The sequence below is a fragment of the Ligilactobacillus salivarius genome (genome assembly GCF_035231985.1).
Taxonomy (GTDB): Bacteria; Bacillota; Bacilli; order Lactobacillales; family Lactobacillaceae; genus Ligilactobacillus; species Ligilactobacillus salivarius.
Genome location: NZ_CP117983.1, coordinates 516,529 through 538,665, shown reverse-complemented (window position 1 = coordinate 538,665; position 22,137 = coordinate 516,529). Strand labels below are relative to the sequence as shown.

Below are 22,137 nucleotides of genomic sequence, written 5' to 3'. Positions count from 1 at the left end.
ACGCTATTTAATTCTTAATATTCTTCTTAAAAAGTTAGCTCTAGCACCTAAAATATCATCAGCTAGTCTTGCCTTCAAACTTAAGAAAGCATAAATATATCCTCCAATTCCCGCTCCAATTATTAGCACAATAGTGGATTGGAATTTGCTATATGTATTTGTTACTTTTCCTAAAGCAAAAGATATAACGAGTACTACAATAAACATAAATAGGCTGAATAACATCATCATATTAGTATTTTTCTGTAATTTATTAATATTTAAATTATATTTGAAATACAAGTATCTAAAAATTAATACATTACTTACGGTCATTCCTATACCTGTAGCTGCTAAAGGACCATATACATGTAAAAATGCTGTTAATGGGAATTGTATTATAACTTTGACAATCATTCCAATTACCGCAAATTTAATTGCTATTGTATTTTCATATATTCCTTGAAGTAATGCTGCTAAAACCATAAATAAGCCTAATGCTAAAGCTATATATGATGAAAAGGCTAATACAAAGATACCTGTATAATCATATGGATAGAATAAAACATATAGTGGTCTGGAAACTGCAGCCATTCCAAAAGAACAAGGTAACATTACAAAAAAGAATAATTCTATCGAATCTAATAAAGCAGCTGAAACTTCTTCATTATCATTTTTTGTAACAGCTTGAGACAATAATGGAATTGCAGTGTCAGCCATCGCAGCAGCAACTGAAATAGTAATCATTATCAATTTATTGGCATTTCCCGCAAATAAAGCATATAATGCATTAATTTCTTTAGTACTATAATTAGTAACAAAACTCATAATTGTTGGAAAACTAAATTGATCAAATAAATTATACAAAGTTGTAGTTGAACCAATAATGATAAAAGGTATCGATTGATACAATATTTCCTTTATTAATTTTTTGTCAGAAACTTCCAACTTATTATTACTATGAGCTAAAAGATAATTCATAGTTGGTCGCTTACGCCAATAATGCCACAGTAAAACTAATAAGCCACCAATCGCACCAATAAAAGCTGCAAAAGTTGATTGAACCACTGCACTTTGATAGCTTCCATGTAACACTTGAGTAATTAAATATGTTGCTGCTAACATATAAACAATTCTAGCAACTTGTTCTACTAATTGTGATATAGCGAACGGAGCCATATCAAAATATCCTTGGAAAAAACCCCTAGTTAAACTCATTACTGGAATCAATAGCAATGTAACTGCTAAAGAACGATATACAGGAATAACTGCCACATCCCCTTGAGAAATTAATGGAGCAATAAACCATAAAATCATTGCACTGATAATTCCTAAAAACATCATTACACCTAAACTTCGCTTAAATAATCGCCTACCGATTCCATATTCATTAAGAGAATTATAATGTGCAACTTGTTTACCCACTGCAGATGGAATTCCAGCAGTAGACAGCATCAAAAATAATGCATAAACAGTATATCCCTTAGTAAATAAGGCATTTGCTTGTAAATAATTAACTCCAAACCAAGTTGCCCATGGAATAATATAAATTGCTCCCAGAATTCTAGAAAAAATACTCCCAGCTGTCATCCAAGCTGAGCCTTTCAACATTTTTTCTTTAGAAGAAGTTTCTTCTAAATCTTTTTTTATTTGTTCATTATTATCATTCATTTTTATGTAATTCCTACTTCCAAAAAATACTTAGCCCATTAATTTTAAATCATTTTACTAATGACTGCAAATAAGCATTTAAAAAAGCCAGTTAGGATAATTCTAACCAGCTTTATAAACTACTTTCTAGCTTTAAAGAAATATATTGCTCCCAAAATTCCAAACCAAACTATTGAAAAGATAAGTGACATTAATGTATTGGTATTAAAAGTTAATAAAACTAATACTAAAACAAAAAAGATTATTGTTATAACATTACTTACCGGATACAATGGCATCGGAAAAATTTTTTCATTATTATTTGGGCTATTTTTTCGATATTGATAGTGACACCAAACTAATGCAATCCATACAAAAACAAAGCTAACTGTTGCTACACCAGAAATAATATCAAAAATACTCTTAGGTAGTACATAATTCAATATAACTATTAAAAATAATGAACTTGAAGAGAATAACAATGATTTAACTGGGATACTCCGATTATTAGTTTGACCAAAAGATTTAGGTGCATGACCACTATGTGACAAAACAAATAAAGTTCTACTTGTGCTAAAAATCGCACTATTACATGCTGATAATGCAGCTGTTAATACTACAAAATTGATAATTCCAGCAGCAAATTTGATACCAATTCCATTAAATACTTGCACAAATGGACTAGAAGTTGTAACAATTTCATTCCAAGGATAAATACACATCAATACGAACATTGAACCTATATAGAACAATCCTATTCTAAAAGGTAATGTATTGATTGCTTGTGGAATATCTTTTTCTGGATTAGCTGTTTCTCCAGAAGCTAGACCGACCATTTCAATACCAGTAAAAGCAAATATAACCATTGGAAAAGCTGCCATAAATCCTATTGCCCCTTTAGGAAAGAAGCCACCATGATTAAATAAATTCATGATACTAACTTCATTCCCGCCTACATTTGCCTGGGTGAGCAATAAGATAATACCTGTACCTATTAATGCTAAAATCGCTAAAACTTTAATACTAGAAAACCACGATTCTAATTCACCAAATAATCCTACACTGAGTAAGTTGAAAATTAATAGAACAAGAATGATTATCAATGCTGTCAACCATTGAGGAAGATTCGGAAACCAATATCTTAAATAAATACCACTAGCAGTTAAGTCAGCCATTGCCAAACTTGCCCAACATAACCAATAAGTCCATCCTATAATGAACTCCCATCCTCTTCCCATGTATACCTTAACAAATTCAATAAATGAATTTTTACTTTTATCAGATAAAATTAATTCACCAATTGCACGCATCATAAAAAAACAAAAAATACCCGCAATTAAGTAGGCTAATATCAGAGCTGGTCCTGCCTTTTGAATTGCTGAACCTGATCCCAAGAACAACCCTGTACCTATCGCGCCACCAATTGCTATCATCTGGACATGCCGATGTGTTAAAGCTCGAGATAATTCATTTTTCATGTAAAATCTCCTTTATAATTTAGGATTTTCAGAAAATTTTTATATTGTAACTACCATTTTATAAAAAATTCCTTTAAGTAGCAAGTATACTTCCGAATAAATATTTTTTTCTCTCCATTAATATTCACCTTTTTGGGTTTCATAAATTTTTAGTATTACATATTAGAGAGATTAACTATAATAAAAAAGATCCGTACTTCATGAGATACGAATCTTTTAACTTAATTACTAATATTAAAATTTTATTTTGCTACTACAATTGATACTAACTTACCAGGAACTGCAATAACTTTTTTAACTTCTTTATCAGCAAGTTCTTGTTTTATTCTTTCGTCATTCAAAGCTAGATCTTGTAATTCTTCACGACTAGCATCTTTAGACACTTGTAAATGTTGTCTTACTTTACCGTTAATTTGAACAACAATTTCTACAACATCTTCAACCAACTTACTTTCATCATAAGTTGGCCATTTAGCATATGCTATGCTACCTACATGACCAAGCTTAGACCATAATTCTTCCGTGATATGAGGGACAACTGGTGATAGTAATTTCACTAAGCCTTCCACATATTCTAATGGTAATGAATCTGCTTTATAAGCATTATTAACAAAGACCATTAATTGGGAAATTGCAGTATTAAAATGCATAGCCTCATAGTCTTCTGTAACTTTTTTAACAGTTTCATTATATATCTTATCTAAATCATGATTGTTAATTGTAGTTACTCTGTCACGCAAATTATCATTTTCATCAATCAATAAATTCCAAACACGGTTGATGAACTTATGTGCTCCACCAAGTCCTTCTTCACTCCAAGGAATAGATGCATCTAAAGGTCCCATGAACATTTCGTATAAGCGTAATGTATCTGCTCCATATTGTTCAACAATATCATCTGGATTAACTACATTTCCTTTAGACTTAGACATCTTTTCATGGTTAGAACCTAAAATCATTCCTTGGTTTACCAATTTTTGGAATGGTTCTTTAGTTGGAACTACACCTAAATCATATAAGAATTTATGCCAAAAACGAGCATACAATAAATGTAATACAGCGTGTTCAGCACCACCAACATACAAGTTTACAGGTAACCATTCTTTTAATTTTTCATAATCTGCTACTTCATGATTGTTATGTGGATCTATATAACGTAGGAAGTACCAGGAACTACCAGCCCATTGTGGCATAGTATTAGTTTCACGACGTCCTTTTCTACCATTTTCATCAACAACATTTACCCAATCATCTAAGTTAGCTAATGGACTTTCACCAGTTCCAGATGGCTTAATATCTGTTGCTTTAGGTAAATATAAAGGTAATTCATCTTCTGGAACTAAAGTTGTTTCACCATCTTCCCAATGAATTACAGGAATAGGTTCGCCCCAATAACGTTGTCTAGAGAATAACCAATCTCTTAAACGATAGTTAACTTTCTTTTCCCCTACTCCATTTTCTTCTAGCCAATTATTTATAGCATCAATGGCTTCTTCTTTATCCATACCGTTTAGGAAATCAGAATTGATATGAACTCCATCACCAGTATATGCTTCTTTTTGAACATCTCCACCTTCGATAACTTGTACGATAGGCAAATCAAACTTTTGAGCAAATTCATGATCTCGTTCATCATGTGCAGGAACAACCATTACCGCACCTGTTCCATATGAATTTAAGACATAATCAGCAATCCAAATAGGTAATTTTTCTCCACTTACAGGATTTACAACATAACTACCTGTAAATACACCTGTTTTATCTTTAGCTAAATCTGTTCTTTCTAAATCTGATTTATGAGATATTTTTTCTATGTATGCTTCTACCTCATTTTCATGTTCAGGAGTTGTTAATTGCTTAACCAATTCATGTTCAGGTGCCAATACTAAAGCTGCAACACCAAATATTGTATCTGGACGAGTAGAAAATACCTCAATCTTTGTATTTTCATCTCCTGAAACAGGAAAGTTTATTGCTGCACCAACTGAACGACCAATCCAATTACGTTGTTGTTCTTTAATTGCTTCTGGCCAATCTAAATCGTCTAAATCATCTATTAAACGATCAGCATAAGCTGTGATTTTTAATACCCATTGACGCATTGGCTTTCTAATAACAGGAAAACCACCACGTTCAGTTTTACCATCAATAACTTCTTCGTTGGCTACAACGGTTCCTAAATCTGGACTCCAGTTAACTGGAACTTCAGCTTCATAAGCTAATCCTTTTTTATACAATTGTTCAAAAATCCATTGAGTCCATTTATAGTATGCAGGATCAGTAGTGTTAACTTCTCGATCCCAATCATATGATAAGCCTAAAGATTTAATTTGACGTCTGAAATTATTAACATTCTTTTTAGTAAATTCACGTGGTGAGTTCCCTGTATTCAACGCATATTGTTCAGCAGGTAAACCGAATGCATCCCATCCCATTGGGTGTAAAACATTATATCCTTGCATTCTCTTCATACGAGCCATTATATCTGTAGCTGTATACCCTTCAGGATGACCTACATGAAGTCCTTGCCCAGATGGATATGGAAACATATCTAAGGCATAATAATTCTTTTTATCATTATCTTCAGTTGTTTTGAATGTTTTGTGTTCTTCCCAATATCTTTGCCACTTTTTTTCTATTTCAATATGCTTATATGACATCTATTTCCATCCTTTCAAAAAAATAATAAACTTCTGTAGATAAAAAAAGCCTATACGAAATAAAACTATTCCGTATAGGACGAAAAACTCGCGGTACCACCTATATTCCAATCAAATGATTAGCTCTCTTCTTTTCTAACGGAAAGTACCGTCTTCACCTACTAATTTCAATGAAGAAACATCTAAGGCGAGTTCAAATCTCTATTTAGTACATTCACACCAACCATGTACTCTCTTAAATTAAAATACAGACTCTACTATTCCTTATCTACGTTCATATTATAATTTACAATGATAATACCAAAATAGTATATCTATTTCAAGAGAAATTTAGAAATCTAACTCTTTCTTCAATTCATTTATCTTATCAGTTTTTTCCCATGGTAAATCAATATCTGTTCTACCAAAATGTCCATATGCTGCAGTTTTCTTATAAATAGGTCTACGTAAATCTAACATTTTGATGATTCCAGCAGGTCTTAAATCAAAAACTTTTCTAATTGCATCAACTAACTTTTGATTTGAAACTTTTCCACTACCAAATGTGTTAACGGAAACTGAAACTGGTTGAGCTACTCCTATTGCATAAGATATTTGAACCTCAACTTGAGATGCTAATCCTGCAGCTACGATATTTTTAGCAATATATCTTGCAGCATAGCTTGCTGATCTATCTACCTTTGTAGCATCTTTACCAGAGAATGCCCCACCACCATGATGAGCATATCCACCATAAGTATCAACAATAATTTTTCTACCAGTTAAACCAGCATCACCTTGTGGTCCACCTATTACAAAACGACCAGTTGGATTAATAAAATACTTTGTATTTGAATCTAAATATTTATCAGGTATTACTTTAGTGATAACTTGATCCATTACATCTTTTCTAATTTGATCTAGTGAAATATTTTCATCGTGTTGTGTAGATAAAACAACTGTATCTATTCTTAACGGTTGATTATTGTCATCATATTCAACTGTCACTTGTGCTTTAGCATCAGGTCCTAAATAGGCTAAAGTTCCATTTTTTCTAACTTCAGCTACTTTTTTCATTAAATGATGACTAAGTGAGATTGGCAATGGCATCAATTCTGGTGTTTCATTTATAGCATATCCAAACATCATTCCTTGATCACCTGCACCAATTTGGTCAAGTGGATCTACATCTCCATTTTTTACTTCAAGAGAATTATCAACTCCTAAAGCAATATCTGGAGATTGTTCATCTATAGCTGTTATGACGGCACAATTATCACCATCAAACCCATATTTACCATTTTTGTATCCAATTTCTTTTATAGTTTCCCTAACAACTTTTTGTATATCAATATGTGCTGTTGTGGAAACTTCACCCACTACTACTACTAATCCTGTAGTTACTGTAGTCTCAACAGCGACCCTTGCCTCAGGATCTTGTTCTAACATTGCATCTAAAATTGAATCACTTATTTGATCTGCAATTTTATCTGGATGACCTTCTGAAACTGATTCAGAAGTAAAAAGGTGTTTTTCTGTCAATTTAATTCCCCCATTATTATAAGTAATTTGGTTACAAGGCATCTTCGTTTAAAACGAATCCTTTCGGGAATGGATTGTAACTATTAAATTTTATCACAATAAAGTATTAAATAAAACTCAAAGCGATACATAATATCCCGTATATTAAGTAATGTAATAAAAAAACTATCCTAAAAAGGATAGTTAAAAAAATTAGTCACACGGTCCTAGCCGGATTTGAACCGGCGATCTCCTGCGTGACAGGCAGGCGTGATAACCCCTACACCATAGGACCATAATTGCGGGAGCAGGATTTGAACCTACGACCTTCGGGTTATGAGCCCGACGAGCTACCAGACTGCTCCATCCCGCGATATTAAAAACATATTAAGATGACCCGTACGGGATTTGAACCCATGTTACCGCCGTGAAAGGGCGGTGTCTTAACCACTTGACCAACGGGCCATAACGGAGAAAGAGGGATTTGAACCCTCGCGCCGTGTTACCGACCTACACCCTTAGCAGGGGCGCCTCTTCAGCCACTTGAGTATTTCTCCAGATGGGCCTAAATGGACTCGAACCATCGACCTCACGCTTATCAGGCGTGCGCTCTAACCAGCTGAGCTATAGGCCCATAATAAAAGCGGGTGACGAGAATCGAACTCGCGACAACAGCTTGGAAGGCTGTGGTTTTACCACTAAACTACACCCGCATAGGATATTAATATTAAATGGCGCGGGACAGAATCGAACTGCCGACACAAGGAGCTTCAATCCTTTGCTCTACCGACTGAGCTACCGAGCCATCATGTAACGGTCCTAGCCGGATTTGAACCGGCGATCTCCTGCGTGACAGGCAGGCGTGATAACCCCTACACCATAGGACCATAATTGCGGGAGCAGGATTTGAACCTACGACCTTCGGGTTATGAGCCCGACGAGCTACCAGACTGCTCCATCCCGCGATATTAAAAAAGGAGGATAAGAGATTCGAACTCTTGCGTGGTTTGACCCACCTGACGGTTTTCAAGACCGTTCCCTTCAGCCAGACTTGGGTAATCCTCCATAATAAATCATACTTGCAATTTTTAACAAGAAATCACAATGGACCTTGTAGGACTCGAACCTACGACCGGACGGTTATGAGCCGTCTGCTCTAACCAACTGAGCTAAAGGTCCAAGTGCTGTATGAATATCGCGGCGGGGGGGATCGAACCCTCGACCTCCCGGGTATGAACCGGACGCTCTAGCCAGCTGAGCTACACCGCGATCACTAAATGAATTATTCATTTATCGGGAAGACAGGATTCGAACCTGCGACCCCCTGGTCCCAAACCAGGTGCTCTACCAAACTGAGCTACTTCCCGCTAATATGCACCCAGCAGGAGTCGAACCTGCAACCTTCTGATTCGTAGTCAGACACTCTATCCAGTTGCGCTATGGGTGCATCAATAATGCCGAGGACCGGAATCGAACCGGTACGGTGATCACTCACCGCAGGATTTTAAGTCCTGTGCGTCTGCCAGTTCCGCCACCCCGGCGTATTATTGAAAAGCGGAAGACGGGATTCGAACCCGCGACCCCCACCATGGCAAGGTGGTGTTCTACCACTGAACTACTTCCGCATTATGCCGACTAGAGGATTCGAACCTCCGACCCCCTGTTTACAAGACAGATGCTCTGCCAGCTGAGCTAAGTCGGCATCAATAACAGTACTTAGTTATTGTAACTAAATTAAATTATAAAGTCAAGAACTTTTTTTCTTGAATGAGTCGTGACAGGCTCGAACTGTCGACCCTCTGATTAAAAGTCAGATGCTCTACCGACTGAGCTAACGACTCATATGGAGGATACAGGGTTCGAACCTGTGACCCCCTGCTTGTAAGGCAGATGCTCTCCCAGCTGAGCTAATCCTCCATATCGCACGGCGACTTCCTACCCTCGCAAGAGGCGTTCCTCTAACTACTCTCGGCGTTACGAAGCTTAACTTCTGTGTTCGGAATGGGAACAGGTGTATCCTTCGTGCCATCATCACCGCACTATTTACTTGAGATTTTATTCTCTCAAAACTAGATATCATTTATCTCTTTCACCGAAAACTCACGTTTTCTCTACTTGGTTAAGTCCTCGATCGATTAGTAATGGTCCGCTCCATGCCTCGCAGCACTTCCACTTCCATCCTATCTACCTGATCATCTTTCAGGGATCTTACTTACTTACGTAATGGGAAATCTTATCTCGAGGTGAGTTTCGCACTTAGATGCTTTCAGCGTTTATCTCATCCATACTTAGCTACCCAGCGATGCTCCTGGCGGAACAACTGGTACACCAGCGGTATGTCCATCCCGGTCCTCTCGTACTAAGGACAGATCCTCTCAAATTTCCTACGCCCGCGACGGATAGGGACCGAACTGTCTCACGACGTTCTGAACCCAGCTCGCGTACCGCTTTAATGGGCGAACAGCCCAACCCTTGGGACCGACTACAGCCCCAGGATGCGATGAGCCGACATCGAGGTGCCAAACCTCCCCGTCGATGTGAACTCTTGGGGGAGATAAGCCTGTTATCCCCAGGGTAGCTTTTATCCGTTGAGCGATGGCCCTTCCATACGGAACCACCGGATCACTAAGCCCGACTTTCGTCCCTGCTCGACTTGTAGGTCTCGCAGTCAAGCTCCTTTATGCCTTTACACTCTGCGAATGATTTCCAACCATTCTGAAGGAACCTTTGGGCGCCTCCGTTACCTTTTAGGAGGCGACCGCCCCAGTCAAACTGCCCACCTGACACTGTCTCCCACCGTGATTGCCGGCGAGGGTTAGAGTGTTCATACAACGAGGGTAGTATCCCACCAATGCCTCCATCGAAACTAGCGTTCCGACTTCTACGGCTCCTACCTATCCTGTACAAGTTGTACAAACACCCAATATCAAGCTACAGTAAAGCTCCATGGGGTCTTTCCGTCCTGTCGCGGGTAACCCGCATCTTCACGGGTATTATAATTTCACCGAGTCTCTCGTTGAGACAGTGCCCAGATCGTTACGCCTTTCGTGCGGGTCGGAACTTACCCGACAAGGAATTTCGCTACCTTAGGACCGTTATAGTTACGGCCGCCGTTTACTGGGGCTTCAATTCTGAGCTTCGCTTACGCTAACCCATCCTCTTAACCTTCCAGCACCGGGCAGGCGTCAGCCCCTATACTTCATCTTACGATTTTGCAGAAACCTGTGTTTTTGATAAACAGTCGCCTGGGCCTATTCACTGCGGCTGAGCTTGCGCTCAGCACCCCTTCTCCCGAAGTTACGGGGTCATTTTGCCGAGTTCCTTAACGAGAGTTCTCTCGCTCACCTTAGGCTACTCGCCTCGACTACCTGTGTCGGTTTGCGGTACGGGTGATTAAACTCTAACTAGAAGCTTTTCTTGACAGTGTGACGTCTCTCACTTCGCTACTAAATTTCGCTCCTCATCACAACTTATCCTTAAGTAGATAAGCATTTGACTCATCTACAGACTTATTGCTTGAACGTACATATCCAATAGTACGCATCGATAGCCTCCTGCGTCCCTCCATTGTTCAAACAAGTTTAACCAGTACAGGAATTTCAACCTGTTATCCATCGCCTACGCCTCTCGGCCTCGGCTTAGGTCCCGACTAACCCTGGGAGGACGAGCCTTCCCCAGGAAACCTTAGTCATACGGTGGACCAGATTCTCACTGATCTTTCGCTACTCATACCGGCATTCTCACTTCTAAGCACTCCACCAGTCCTTACGGTCTAGCTTCGCCGTCCTTAGAACGCTCTCCTACCATGTACCCTAAGGTACATCCACGATTTCGGTAATGTGTTTAGCCCCGTTACATTTTCGGCGCAGGATCACTCGACTAGTGAGCTATTACGCACTCTTTAAATGGTGGCTGCTTCTAAGCCAACATCCTAGTTGTCTATGCAATTCCACATCCTTTTCCACTTAACACATATTTTGGGACCTTAATCGGTGGTCTGGGCTGTTTCCCTTTCGACTACGGATCTTATCACTCGCAGTCTGACTCCCGGATATAAATCTGTGGCATTCGGAGTTTATCTGAATTCAGTAACCCAAGACGGGCCCCTAGTCCAAACAGTGCTCTACCTCCACGATTCTTAACTCCGAGGCTAGCCCTAAAGCTATTTCGGAGAGAACCAGCTATCTCCAAGTTCGTTTGGAATTTCACCTCTACCCACACCTCATCCCAGCATTTTTCAACATACACGGGTTCGGTCCTCCAGTGCGTTTTACCGCACCTTCAACCTGGACATGGGTAGGTCACCTGGTTTCGGGTCTACGTCAACGTACTATCTCGCCCTATTCAGACTCGCTTTCGCTACGGCTCCGGACTTTCCTCCTTAACCTCGCACGCTAACGTAACTCGCCGGTTCATTCTACAAAAGGCACGCCATCACTCATTAACGAGCTCTGACTACTTGTAGGCATATGGTTTCAGGAACTATTTCACTCCCCTCCCGGGGTGCTTTTCACCTTTCCCTCACGGTACTGGTTCACTATCGGTCACTAGGTAGTATTTAGCCTTGGGAGATGGTCCTCCCGGATTCCGACGGAGTTTCACGTGTTCCGCCGTACTCAGGATCCTGAACTGAGGAAACGAAGTTTCGTTTACGAGGCTATCACTCTCTTTGGCTAATCTTCCCAGATTATTCAACTACTTCGTTTCTTGGTAACTCAAATGTTCAGTCCTACAACCCTAAGAAGCAAGCTTCTTAGTTTGGGCTCTTCCCGGTTCGCTCGCCGCTACTGAGGGAATCGAATTTCTTTCTCTTCCTGTGGGTACTTAGATGTTTCAGTTCCCCACGTCTACCTTCAACTAAGCTATGAATTCACTTAGTGATAACAGGCGGTAAAACCTGTTAGGTTTCCCCATTCGGAAATCTCCGGATCATAGTTTACTTACAACTCCCCGAAGCATATCGCAGTTAGTCACGTCCTTCATCGGCTCCTAGTGCCAAGGCATCCACCATACGCCCTTAATAACTTAACCTAATATTATCTAACGATAATAGGTTATGAGTTTAGCGATTAAGAACTATAATTCTTGTTTTAAACTCTTTAAAACGCGGTGTTCTCGGTTTATTTTTAAGAAATAAATCAATATCTAGTTTTCAAAGAACAAAATCTTGAGAGATATGACCTCTCAAAACTAAACAAAGTATTCGATAAATGTACAGGTTCCGTAATTATTCCTTAGAAAGGAGGTGATCCAGCCGCAGGTTCTCCTACGGCTACCTTGTTACGACTTCACCCCAATCATCTGTCCCACCTTAGACGGCTGGCTCCTTGCGGTTACCCCACCGGCTTTGGGTGTTACAAACTCTCATGGTGTGACGGGCGGTGTGTACAAGGCCCGGGAACGTATTCACCGCGACATGCTGATTCGCGATTACTAGCGATTCCGACTTCATGTAGGCGAGTTGCAGCCTACAATCCGAACTGAGAACGGCTTTAAGAGATTAGCTAAACCTCGCGGTCTTGCGACTCGTTGTACCGTCCATTGTAGCACGTGTGTAGCCCAGGTCATAAGGGGCATGATGACTTGACGTCGTCCCCACCTTCCTCCGGTTTGTCACCGGCAGTCTCGCCAGAGTGCCCAACTTAATGCTGGCAACTGACAACAAGGGTTGCGCTCGTTGCGGGACTTAACCCAACATCTCACGACACGAGCTGACGACAGCCATGCACCACCTGTCACTTTGTCCCCGAAGGGAAAGCCTAATCTCTTAGGTGGTCAAAGGATGTCAAGACCTGGTAAGGTTCTTCGCGTTGCTTCGAATTAAACCACATGCTCCACCGCTTGTGCGGGCCCCCGTCAATTCCTTTGAGTTTCAACCTTGCGGTCGTACTCCCCAGGCGGAATGCTTATTGCGTTAGCTGCGGCACTGAAGGGCGGAAACCCTCCAACACCTAGCATTCATCGTTTACGGCGTGGACTACCAGGGTATCTAATCCTGTTTGCTACCCACGCTTTCGAACCTCAGCGTCAGTTACAGACCAGAGAGCCGCTTTCGCCACTGGTGTTCTTCCATATATCTACGCATTTCACCGCTACACATGGAGTTCCACTCTCCTCTTCTGCACTCAAGTCTTCCAGTTTCCAATGCACTACTCCGGTTAAGCCGAAGGCTTTCACATCAGACTTAAAAGACCGCCTGCGTTCCCTTTACGCCCAATAAATCCGGACAACGCTTGCCACCTACGTATTACCGCGGCTGCTGGCACGTAGTTAGCCGTGACTTGCTGGTTAGATACCGTCATCGAATGAACAGTTACTCTCACTCGTGTTCTTCTCTAACAACAGAGTTTTACGATCCGAAGACCTTCTTCACTCACGCGGCGTTGCTCCATCAGACTTGCGTCCATTGTGGAAGATTCCCTACTGCTGCCTCCCGTAGGAGTTTGGGCCGTGTCTCAGTCCCAATGTGGCCGATCAACCTCTCAGTTCGGCTACGTATCATCACCTTGGTAGGCCGTTACCCCACCAACTAGTTAATACGCCGCGGGTCCATCTAAAAGCGATAGCAGAACCATCTTTCATCTAAGGATCATGCGATCCTTAGAGATATACGGTATTAGCACCTGTTTCCAAGTGTTATCCCCTTCTTTTAGGCAGGTTACCCACGTGTTACTCACCCGTCCGCCACTCAACTTCTTACGATGAATGCAAGCATTCGGTGTAAGAAAGTTTCGTTCGACTTGCATGTATTAGGCACGCCGCCAGCGTTCGTCCTGAGCCAGGATCAAACTCTCATTTTAAAGTTTGTGACTCATTATTTTTACTAGCGAATTGACTTCGCAAATGTTTTTGCTTCTTTATAGAAGCCCTGCACATTTGTTTCATCGAAACTTTGTTTAGTTTTCAAAGATCATATATCCAAATCGCTTGATGCGACTTTTATATTTTATCACTTGATGAATATTTGTCAAGAACTTTTTTTGAATAAAAATTCAAATCATATTCATAACTTTCATCTTGCGACAACTTTTATATCATATCATCAACATCAATTGATGTCAACAACAATTTAAAAATTATTTTTGATGTCGTCTTTCGTAACAGACAACGATATACATCATACCTTGATTTTAATATCTCGTCAATAGTTTTTTTTATTTTTTTCAATATCTTCTAATGCCTCGTTTATCCACTTAGACATTCTCTTAGAAATAGGCTTGAACCCTTCTTGAACATGCTTATTAGTCCAATATTTTCGATGATTAAATCCTGGGCGTCTTTTTTCTCTAGAAAAATCAAAAGCTTTTTCTAAACATCTTATTGATAAACTTATCTTCCCAGTATACTCATCGATATCTATTATCATGACTCTTACCATTTGCCCAACTTTCAAAAAATTTCGAATGTTATCTACATATCCATGGTGACATTCAGAAATGTGTATCAATCCTTGAGTACGATTATCTAAACTGACAAAAGCTCCATATGGTTGAATACCAGTTATTCTGCCTTCAATTATCATTCCTATACGATAACGCATATATTAACCTCCCATTTATTTCTATATTCTATAATAACTGACTATCAGTTCTTTTACCATTTTATTTTATTTTTTATTTATGCTATTGTATCCTTAGTAATTTTTTAGGAGGGTAATTTATGCCTGAAGATAACTTATATGATATTTCTATTATTGGTGGTGGCCCTATTGGTATGTTTGCCGCTACTTATGCAGGAATGCGTTCAGCCAAAATCCAATTACTTGAAAGTTTAGGACAACTTGGAGGACAACCTCAAGCTTTGTTTTCAGAAAAGACAATCTACGATATTCCTGGATTTAGTTCCATTTCCGGTAAAGACTTAATTAGAAATTTAAATACACAATTACAGCAATTTAATGTTGACGTATATGTTAATAGTCCTGTTTTAAATATTCAAAAAACTGAGAAAAACCAATTTAAAATAATTACTAATAATAGAATCAGTTATAGTAAATCTGTTATTATTTCTACCGGAATTGGTTCATTCGAACCACGTCGTCTTAGAATAGCGAATGCTGAAGCACTAGAAAACGATAAATTATTTTATACTGTCAGCGATCCATCAATATTTGAGAACAAAACTATTGCTATTGCTGGTGGTGGTGATTCTGCTATAGATTGGGCCTTAGAATTAAATACTATTGCAAAAGATACTATTGTTATCCATCGTAGAAATCAATTTAGAGCTATGGAATCAAATGTAGCTAAGTTAAAAGAGTCTGATTCAAGAATAATGACCCCTTACACTATAGATAACCTTAGCACAGACAATTCTCATAATAACCTTACTATACAACTTAAAAAAGTACGTACTAAAGATACTGTTGAATTATCAGTAGATGCTTTATTAGTAAATTATGGTTTTATGTCTAACAATAGCATTTTAAAGTCATGGGATTTAGATCTAATAACCACCAAAAATAATTTAATCCCTGTTAATTCCAAATTAGAAACAAATCTTCAAAATGTTTATGCTATTGGAGATATTGCTAATTATCCTGGTAGAATAGATTTGATAGCCGTTGGTATGGGAGAAGCACCTATGGCTGTTAATAACGCATTGGAATCACTTTATCCTGAAAAAATTCAGCCAAAACATAGTACTCAACTTGTTAAAAATATTAAAAATAATGAAAATAACTAATTATTTTCTTTTTTATATGGTATTATTAATTTCCAAATAACTTATTAAGGAGTAAGTAACTTGAACTTTCTAATTGATTTCATTCTACACATCGATGCACATTTAGTTAATATTGTTAATAGCTTTGGTAATTTAACTTATTTAATTGTTTTTGGAGTTATTTTTATCGAAACAGGTGCCGTTATAATGCCATTTTTACCTGGTGACTCCCTATTATTTGCTGCTAGCGCTCTATCAGCTAGTAGTGAGTATCATCTAAATATTTGGCTTTTTATCATACTATTTTGGCTTGCTTCTGTTACTGGTGACTCACTAAACTATTTCATTGGTCATAAAGTTGGACGCTCTGTTTCACAACATCACTTTTTTGGTAAATTTATTAAAGAAGAAAATATGAAGAAAACTGAAGCATTTTTTGAAAAACATGGTGGCATTGCTATCTCATTAGCAAGATTTATGCCTATTATCAGAACCTTATCTCCTTTTGTTTCTGGTGGTACAGGAGTTAAATATTCTACTTTCATTAAATATAATTTACTAGGAGCAACGGCTTGGGTTCTCATTTGTTGTGGTGCCGGATACTTTTTTGGTAATATTCCGGTTGTTAAAGAACATTTTTCCTTAGTAATTATTGGAATAATTGTAGTTTCTTTAATTCCTGCTATTGTAGGAGCTCTCAAAAGTAAACTTTCAAAAAATTAATAATAATTTTATTTATATACTAAAAAAAACGGATAGTAGATTCAAAAATGGATCCATTATCCGTTTTTTACTGTACAAAATTTTTACGTTCCTATTCTCGCCTTAATCTATTTTTTAAAAAACAATTGAATGTATACATAACCAATTCAAAAATTGCTACTATTTCAATAAAACATGTTTCAAAAAATAATTCTGGTAAAGCTTTTATGATTGGTGTATTTGCTGGATTAAATATCCAGTCTCTATTGTTAAATAGCAATTGATGAAATACTATAAATGCATTTGAAAAGTCCAAGCAAACTATACATACCAACATTAAAATAATTATATTTGATACTTTAAATAAATTTAATAAATTCCACCATTCTGTTTTTGTAAAAATTCTTCGCCACATAATTCCAATCATTATTGAAGTAATTAATAAAACAATGTAGTTAAATTCAAATAATTTTTTTACATCTCCAAAGTGATGCATCGCGCTAACAGATAGTGGTAATTTAGTATGTAACGTTTCTATCCAAGGAAAATTCAAATAATGTAAAATTGTTTTATATTCATGCCACAACTCATTACTAGTTAAAAAAACTTTTTTATCCAAGTGCTCTAACTTTATAAAAATATAGTATAACCAATCTGAATTAATAGTGATACTTATTGCCAAAGATAATACAAAAAAGAATAATATTACGCCAAATAGTAGTAATATTACTCTCTCTATCCATATAGATCTAATCATTATTGCCACTCATCTAAGCTATTAATTTCATATGTTGGCTTAATTTTTTCTTTTGCTACATCTTCTCTAGTAGAGACTCCCGTATATACCAATAATGTATCTATATCCGAAGCTATTCCTGCTTTAATATCAGTATTATAATTATCCCCAACCATAATTACATCATCAGCTTTCATATTCATTTTTTTCAATGCTTTTTCCATAATTATTTTTTCAGGTTTTCCAACATAAGTCGCCACTTGCTGTGTTGCTCTTTCAACTAAAGCAATGACGGAACCTGCTCCTGGCACTAAGCCTCTTTCATTTGGCAAATTAGTATCAGGATTAGTACCTATAAATTTTGCTCCTCTCTTAATAGCCAATGTAGCTAATTCGAATTTATGATATGTAACATCATAGTCTAAACCTACTACAACATAGTCAGGAGTAACCTCTTCAAAGCGGAATCCTTTATCCATCAATGCTTGCTTTAAACCAAGTTCTCCAATTGCATATACTTTTCTTTTATTTTCATCTAAATCAGCTACATAATCAGCTGTTGCCAATGCTGTAGTATATACATTTCCTACGCCAACATGAATATCAAAATTCATTCCTAAATTTTCTACTACAGCTTCCGGAGTTTGAGTACTATTATTGGTTAAAAATAGAAATGGAATATCTTTCTCTTGTAATCTTTCTATAAATCTCTTGGCTGCAGGAATTTTTATCTTTCCTTTGTACATTGTTCCATCTAAATCTATCAGGTATCCTTTATACTTTTCTAAATCCATAAAATTCTCCCTATTTTTGCCTAATTGTAAAATGTCTATGCTTTGTATTTTTCTTTGATACAGACTTCAAATGAGTATTTTTCTTATTTTTCTGTGATCGTATATTATATCTCTTTTCATTTGTGAATACATTATTTTTAGAGTTATGTTTCTTAGAACTAGATTGTGATTTTCTCTTTGAACTCTTCTTCCTAATATTAGCAGGTATTGGCTCTGGTGTCTGCACTTCAAGATTATGAAGAATAAAGTAGGAACAACCAAAATTACAATATTCATATAAGTAATCATCTAGCCTCTCTATACTTTGATAAGGTGATCCTTTCTTGCTACCAATCTCATAAAAACCACGTAATCTTAATTGATCATATCCCCAATCACCTACAATATAATCATATTTAGTCAAAATTTGGCTAAATCTCTCACCTAATCGTTCTGCGTTAAAACCTTCATGATAATTCTCAACTAAATCATAAGGTCTCCCATCAATTTTTATTCGGGTCTCGTTAATTACTAATACTTCACTTGCTGCTGCTTCAATAGTTTCAGCCTTTTTTGCAAGTTGTACTTCCCGCCTTTCTTTTCTTTCGCTATTCAAAAATCAATTCCTCCTAGCTTAAAATCATCAGTTAATTATATACCTTATATTCCCACTCTTACAAGTTTCTTTCTCATCTACCATCTTTTTTTATGATCTATTAACTTAGCCTCTATAATCTTAAATAAATTCTTTTCTGATATAGGTGTTCCAAATGGTAGTTTATTAATTAAATAATCTATATCTGCTGAGTCAACTCCAACATTAATATTCCACGGTAAATTTACACTGGAATGGTGAATATGTCCATGAACATTAACTCTATTTTTAGATGGTCCTACCAATAATGGATAATGAGTTAAAAATAATTGATAATGATTTAATTTTAAAATTAAGCCAACATCTATAAAAGTAAATTTCATTCTTCCATCAGGTAAAATAACATTATTTTTATCTATAAATTTAAATAATGCTCTTGAATCATGGTTTCCCTTCAAAAATACAATTTGCCCCTTTAATTTCTTCAATATTTCCAATACTCTTTTTAAATCTTCTTTTTTACTATTTATAAGTGCTATATCTCCTAAATGATAAACTGTATCATTATCATTAACAACACTATTCCAATTTTCAACTATTGTATTATTCATATCATTTACTGAAAAAAACATTCTATTAGCAAATCGTGTATCATGTATCAACTCTTTATGGAAAAAATGTGTATCTGCAGTAAAATATTTCATTTCATACTCTCCTAGTTAGTTATTAACATATTATTATAATAATAAAATAAAAAAACAGAATTAAAAACACTTAGCGTATTTCTAATTCTGTTGAATCCTAATTTCTTTTTTTAATACTACTAATCATATATAACATTACAAACCAAGCAATCGCAGCTATCAAAGCAAATAATGTCGTTTTTTCCAAGCACATTATTACTCCTACGAATATTAAGAAAGCCAACACTAAATAATCAGTCCATGGATGAAAATGTAATTTAAATTCTCCCTCAGGAATGTTTTGTTTCTTTTGTTGCTTTTTAAATTCCAAATGACATACAACAATTGCGCCCCAAATAAATAAGAAACAAGTTGTCGCAACACTAGACACAAATGTAAATAAAGATGTATTAGATACTACAAAGTTAGCTAATACTGCTATTGCTATTATAATAGCAGAAAAAATTAAACCATTCGCTGGAACTTGTTGTCTGGACAATGTGCTCATTTTTTTTGCGAATTTTCCCTTTTTACCCCAGTTAAGCGAGAATAACATTCTTCCGGTACTGAATAATGCACTATTAGTAGCCGATAATGCAGCTGTCAATACAACAAAGTTTATAATTCCAGCAGCAAAAGTTATACCTATATTCTGAAATACTTGTACAAAGGGGCTTTCATTTATTGAGATGGAATTCCATGGATATATGGACATTATTGCTAGTAAAGACCCTACGTAAAAAATAATTATTCTTAACGGAATTTCATTAATAGCCTTTGGAATAACTTTTTTGGGATTTTCTGCTTCTGAAGCAGTAATTCCAACCATTTCAATTCCAATAAAGCCAAAAGTCACCATTTGGAAAGATAGCAAAAATCCTTTTAAGCCTTTTGGAAATAATCCTCCATAACTATACAAATTCCCTAAAGTAGCATGTCCTACCGGTGTCTTATAACTAACTATAACCATCGCAATTCCTGAAACAATTAGTGCAATGATAGCAATAATTTTGATTAAAGAAAACCAAAATTCTGTTTCTCCAAATAGCCCCACTGTAACTAAATTCAAAGATAACAATACAACTACTGCAACTAATCCTGGAACCCACTGTGGTATATTAGGAAACCAATATTCTATATATAGACCTGTTGCCGTAACATCTGCCATAGCAATCGTTATCCAACAAATCCAATATGTCCACCCAGCTATAAAACCTATTTTTTCTCCTAAATATTTAGTAATAAAATCTATAAAAGAATGTGTATTTAAATCTGATAAAAGAAGTTCCCCCATTGCTCTCATCAGAAAGAAACATATTAACCCTGTTATACAATATGCTAAAACAATAGATGGGCCTGCTAAGTGGATAGACTTTCCTGATCCTAAAAATAGTCCAGTTCCTATCGTCCCTCCTAATGCTATTAATTGGATATGTCTACTTTTTAAATTTCTTGCATATCCTTTATTTTCTTTGTTCATATCAATATATCTCCAATTCATTAATATTCAATACTATCCAGTTTAAAACATTTTTTTGTTTTAGTAAAATTCAACTATTTCATTTATAGTTGAATTTAATTCATTTTTAGACAAAAAAAGAACTATAAATCCAAATTATCGAAATTATAGTTCTTTTTTTCTAATTAAAATAAATATTTTTCTTTGCCCAACTTACTATTTCATTTATAAATTTTTTAAATTCCTCTTGTTTTTTAAAGCTAGGGAAATCGCCCAATAATACTTCTTCTGCCTGTTTAGCCTTATTTCCCTTCTTTTGTACAATTAAAATTGATTTCATCGATTGTTTATCATTAAATAATTCTGTTGGTAAGTTTAATAATCCTTGCAAATAACCAACTTTTTGAATATATTTAAGCAATTTAACCGAATCTTTTACTTCAAAAATCCCTCTAGGTACAATAAATATTCCTATTCCATCTTCTTTTAATTGCCTTATAGATTTTTCAATTAATACATAATGAGCATATGAATGTCCATCATTATTTTTGGTGATATAGTCACTCACTTTGTCATCTATTGGATAATATCCAACCGGCAAATCTCCAACTACTAAATCCGTCTTAGGGATTAACAACTCTTCTATAGCATCCTGATGATATAGTTCAATATTTTGCTTTTGGAATTGTGTGCTTATACTTGCTAAAGCTAATAGCGTATCATCATTATCTATTCCATAAGCTTGAATATTTTTGTTTTGCTTATCTAAATTATTATAAATATCAGTAAGTAAGTTTCCTGTACCTACACAAATATCTGTAATTGTTAATACTTTTTTAGAATCAGCAAATAACTCTATTAGATAAGATACTATCATTCCTATTGAATCTGGTGTCATTTGATGATTAGCCTGAATCTTATCTTCGCTATAAGATTTTAAAATTAATAATTGTATAACCTGTCTTTTTTCATCAGCTTCTAAGTTCTTTATATTACTATCAGCATACAATTCTTTTAACTTTGCTACTGTCTTTTTATCAGGCTTATCATCCTCTACATGAACTTGATTATTATCTAAGATATTCTCTAAAGTTTCAATTAATGCATCAAGATAAGTTGTTTGTAAATTTTTTTGTAGTTCCTTTACTGCTCCTTCAAGTAAACTATATTCTTTCTGTATCTTTTCCATTTTGCCTATCAAGAACTAGCCCTCCTGTTACTATTAATCTTTAATAGTGTAGCTAGTTTATGCAAAATT

At 36.2% G+C, this 22,137-nt stretch carries 13 protein-coding genes, 19 tRNA genes, 3 rRNA genes, 1 riboswitch and 1 other annotated feature; of the genes, 2 read left to right on the top strand and 33 right to left on the bottom strand.

The annotated features are described in order from the left end of the window. Nucleotides 1-3: 3 nt before the first annotated feature. The 27 genes from PTA89_RS02555 to PTA89_RS02425 form a co-directional block, all read right to left on the bottom strand. Nucleotides 4-1,650: a putative polysaccharide biosynthesis protein gene (locus PTA89_RS02555; RefSeq protein WP_324177365.1), complete on the bottom strand. Its 1,647-nt coding sequence runs from the start codon at nucleotides 1,648-1,650 to the stop codon at nucleotides 4-6. 119 nt (nucleotides 1,651-1,769) lie between these two features. Beyond that, the gene (locus tag PTA89_RS02550; protein ID WP_003699718.1) at nucleotides 1,770-3,107 is read right to left on the bottom strand and encodes an amino acid permease; all 1,338 of its coding nucleotides are present in this window, start codon (nucleotides 3,105-3,107) and stop codon (nucleotides 1,770-1,772) included. A 242-nt stretch (nucleotides 3,108-3,349) separates the two neighbouring features. Further along, nucleotides 3,350-5,767, bottom strand: coding sequence for a leucine--tRNA ligase (gene leuS, locus PTA89_RS02545; protein WP_324177364.1), 2,418 nt, complete (start codon nucleotides 5,765-5,767; stop codon nucleotides 3,350-3,352). A 72-nt stretch (nucleotides 5,768-5,839) separates the two neighbouring features. After that, nucleotides 5,840-6,047 (bottom strand) — a binding site (T-box leader). A gap of 50 nt (nucleotides 6,048-6,097) precedes the next feature. Then, nucleotides 6,098-7,288, bottom strand: a complete 1,191-nt coding sequence (gene metK, locus PTA89_RS02540; protein ID WP_003702461.1) for a methionine adenosyltransferase — start codon at nucleotides 7,286-7,288, stop codon at nucleotides 6,098-6,100. After that, nucleotides 7,286-7,373, bottom strand: a riboswitch (SMK box riboswitch). Its footprint overlaps the gene before it by 3 nt. Nucleotides 7,374-7,489: 116 nt before the next feature. Next, nucleotides 7,490-7,562 (bottom strand) — tRNA-Asp (locus PTA89_RS02535). A 4-nt stretch (nucleotides 7,563-7,566) separates the two neighbouring features. Further along, a tRNA-Met gene (locus tag PTA89_RS02530) sits at nucleotides 7,567-7,640 on the bottom strand. A gap of 20 nt (nucleotides 7,641-7,660) precedes the next feature. After that, a tRNA-Glu gene (locus tag PTA89_RS02525) sits at nucleotides 7,661-7,732 on the bottom strand. Between the two features lie 4 nt (nucleotides 7,733-7,736). Next, nucleotides 7,737-7,824 (bottom strand) — tRNA-Ser (locus PTA89_RS02520). A 3-nt stretch (nucleotides 7,825-7,827) separates the two neighbouring features. Beyond that, a tRNA-Ile gene (locus PTA89_RS02515) sits at nucleotides 7,828-7,901 on the bottom strand. A gap of 8 nt (nucleotides 7,902-7,909) precedes the next feature. Then, a tRNA-Gly gene (locus PTA89_RS02510) sits at nucleotides 7,910-7,980 on the bottom strand. 19 nt (nucleotides 7,981-7,999) lie between these two features. Further along, nucleotides 8,000-8,072, bottom strand: a tRNA-Phe gene (locus PTA89_RS02505). A gap of 9 nt (nucleotides 8,073-8,081) precedes the next feature. Next, nucleotides 8,082-8,154, bottom strand: a tRNA-Asp gene (locus PTA89_RS02500). Between the two features lie 4 nt (nucleotides 8,155-8,158). Next, a tRNA-Met gene (locus tag PTA89_RS02495) sits at nucleotides 8,159-8,232 on the bottom strand. A 10-nt stretch (nucleotides 8,233-8,242) separates the two neighbouring features. Further along, nucleotides 8,243-8,332: transfer RNA gene (locus PTA89_RS02490), tRNA-Ser, on the bottom strand. 40 nt (nucleotides 8,333-8,372) lie between these two features. Continuing rightward, nucleotides 8,373-8,446 (bottom strand) — tRNA-Ile (locus tag PTA89_RS02485). 16 nt (nucleotides 8,447-8,462) lie between these two features. Then, nucleotides 8,463-8,536: transfer RNA gene (locus PTA89_RS02480), tRNA-Met, on the bottom strand. A 24-nt stretch (nucleotides 8,537-8,560) separates the two neighbouring features. Next, nucleotides 8,561-8,634, bottom strand: a tRNA-Pro gene (locus PTA89_RS02475). A 6-nt stretch (nucleotides 8,635-8,640) separates the two neighbouring features. Further along, a tRNA-Arg gene (locus tag PTA89_RS02470) sits at nucleotides 8,641-8,714 on the bottom strand. 8 nt (nucleotides 8,715-8,722) lie between these two features. Next, nucleotides 8,723-8,808: transfer RNA gene (locus PTA89_RS02465), tRNA-Leu, on the bottom strand. A 12-nt stretch (nucleotides 8,809-8,820) separates the two neighbouring features. Further along, nucleotides 8,821-8,892 (bottom strand) — tRNA-Gly (locus tag PTA89_RS02460). A 4-nt stretch (nucleotides 8,893-8,896) separates the two neighbouring features. Next, a tRNA-Thr gene (locus tag PTA89_RS02455) sits at nucleotides 8,897-8,969 on the bottom strand. Between the two features lie 66 nt (nucleotides 8,970-9,035). After that, a tRNA-Lys gene (locus PTA89_RS02450) sits at nucleotides 9,036-9,108 on the bottom strand. 3 nt (nucleotides 9,109-9,111) lie between these two features. Continuing rightward, nucleotides 9,112-9,184, bottom strand: a tRNA-Val gene (locus tag PTA89_RS02445). A 5-nt stretch (nucleotides 9,185-9,189) separates the two neighbouring features. Further along, nucleotides 9,190-9,306: ribosomal RNA gene (rrf, locus tag PTA89_RS02440) — 5S ribosomal RNA — on the bottom strand. A 76-nt stretch (nucleotides 9,307-9,382) separates the two neighbouring features. Next, a 23S ribosomal RNA gene (locus PTA89_RS02435) occupies nucleotides 9,383-12,298 on the bottom strand. 207 nt (nucleotides 12,299-12,505) lie between these two features. Then, nucleotides 12,506-14,067: ribosomal RNA gene (locus PTA89_RS02430) — 16S ribosomal RNA — on the bottom strand. Together the 16S, 23S and 5S rRNA genes with 19 tRNA genes alongside form the textbook arrangement of a ribosomal RNA operon. 341 nt (nucleotides 14,068-14,408) lie before the next feature. Beyond that, the gene (locus tag PTA89_RS02425; RefSeq protein ID WP_003701513.1) at nucleotides 14,409-14,807 is read right to left on the bottom strand and encodes a CvfD/Ygs/GSP13 family RNA-binding post-transcriptional regulator; all 399 of its coding nucleotides are present in this window, start codon (nucleotides 14,805-14,807) and stop codon (nucleotides 14,409-14,411) included. Between the two features lie 119 nt (nucleotides 14,808-14,926). On the opposite strand from PTA89_RS02425, the gene PTA89_RS02420 reads away from it, so the two are divergent. Beyond that, the gene (locus PTA89_RS02420; protein WP_324177363.1) at nucleotides 14,927-15,952 is read left to right on the top strand and encodes an NAD(P)/FAD-dependent oxidoreductase; all 1,026 of its coding nucleotides are present in this window, start codon (nucleotides 14,927-14,929) and stop codon (nucleotides 15,950-15,952) included. A gap of 60 nt (nucleotides 15,953-16,012) precedes the next feature. Beyond that, on the top strand, nucleotides 16,013-16,654 hold the full coding sequence (locus PTA89_RS02415) for a VTT domain-containing protein (protein ID WP_003701516.1): 642 nt from the start codon (nucleotides 16,013-16,015) through the stop codon (nucleotides 16,652-16,654). Between the two features lie 91 nt (nucleotides 16,655-16,745). Here the strand turns inward: PTA89_RS02415 and PTA89_RS02410 are convergent, their stop codons facing one another. From PTA89_RS02410 to PTA89_RS02385, 6 genes are all read right to left on the bottom strand, one after another. Next, nucleotides 16,746-17,390 carry a TIGR01906 family membrane protein gene (locus PTA89_RS02410; RefSeq protein WP_324177362.1) on the bottom strand — a complete coding sequence of 215 codons (645 nt, stop codon included), beginning with the start codon at nucleotides 17,388-17,390 and terminating at the stop codon, nucleotides 16,746-16,748. Next, nucleotides 17,390-18,163: a TIGR01457 family HAD-type hydrolase gene (locus tag PTA89_RS02405; RefSeq protein WP_324177361.1), complete on the bottom strand. Its 774-nt coding sequence runs from the start codon at nucleotides 18,161-18,163 to the stop codon at nucleotides 17,390-17,392. Before PTA89_RS02405 ends, PTA89_RS02410 begins: the two co-directional genes overlap by 1 nt. A gap of 10 nt (nucleotides 18,164-18,173) precedes the next feature. Next, nucleotides 18,174-18,758 (bottom strand): YutD family protein, encoded by a 585-nt coding sequence (locus PTA89_RS02400; protein ID WP_324177360.1) that lies wholly within the window; start codon nucleotides 18,756-18,758, stop codon nucleotides 18,174-18,176. A 77-nt stretch (nucleotides 18,759-18,835) separates the two neighbouring features. Next, nucleotides 18,836-19,441 carry a metallophosphoesterase family protein gene (locus PTA89_RS02395; protein ID WP_003705814.1) on the bottom strand — a complete coding sequence of 202 codons (606 nt, stop codon included), beginning with the start codon at nucleotides 19,439-19,441 and terminating at the stop codon, nucleotides 18,836-18,838. A 97-nt stretch (nucleotides 19,442-19,538) separates the two neighbouring features. Next, nucleotides 19,539-20,900, bottom strand: coding sequence for an amino acid permease (locus PTA89_RS02390; RefSeq protein ID WP_003705813.1), 1,362 nt, complete (start codon nucleotides 20,898-20,900; stop codon nucleotides 19,539-19,541). A 160-nt stretch (nucleotides 20,901-21,060) separates the two neighbouring features. Continuing rightward, nucleotides 21,061-22,080, bottom strand: a complete 1,020-nt coding sequence (locus tag PTA89_RS02385; protein ID WP_050809361.1) for a class I SAM-dependent methyltransferase — start codon at nucleotides 22,078-22,080, stop codon at nucleotides 21,061-21,063. Nucleotides 22,081-22,137: the final 57 nt, after the last annotated feature.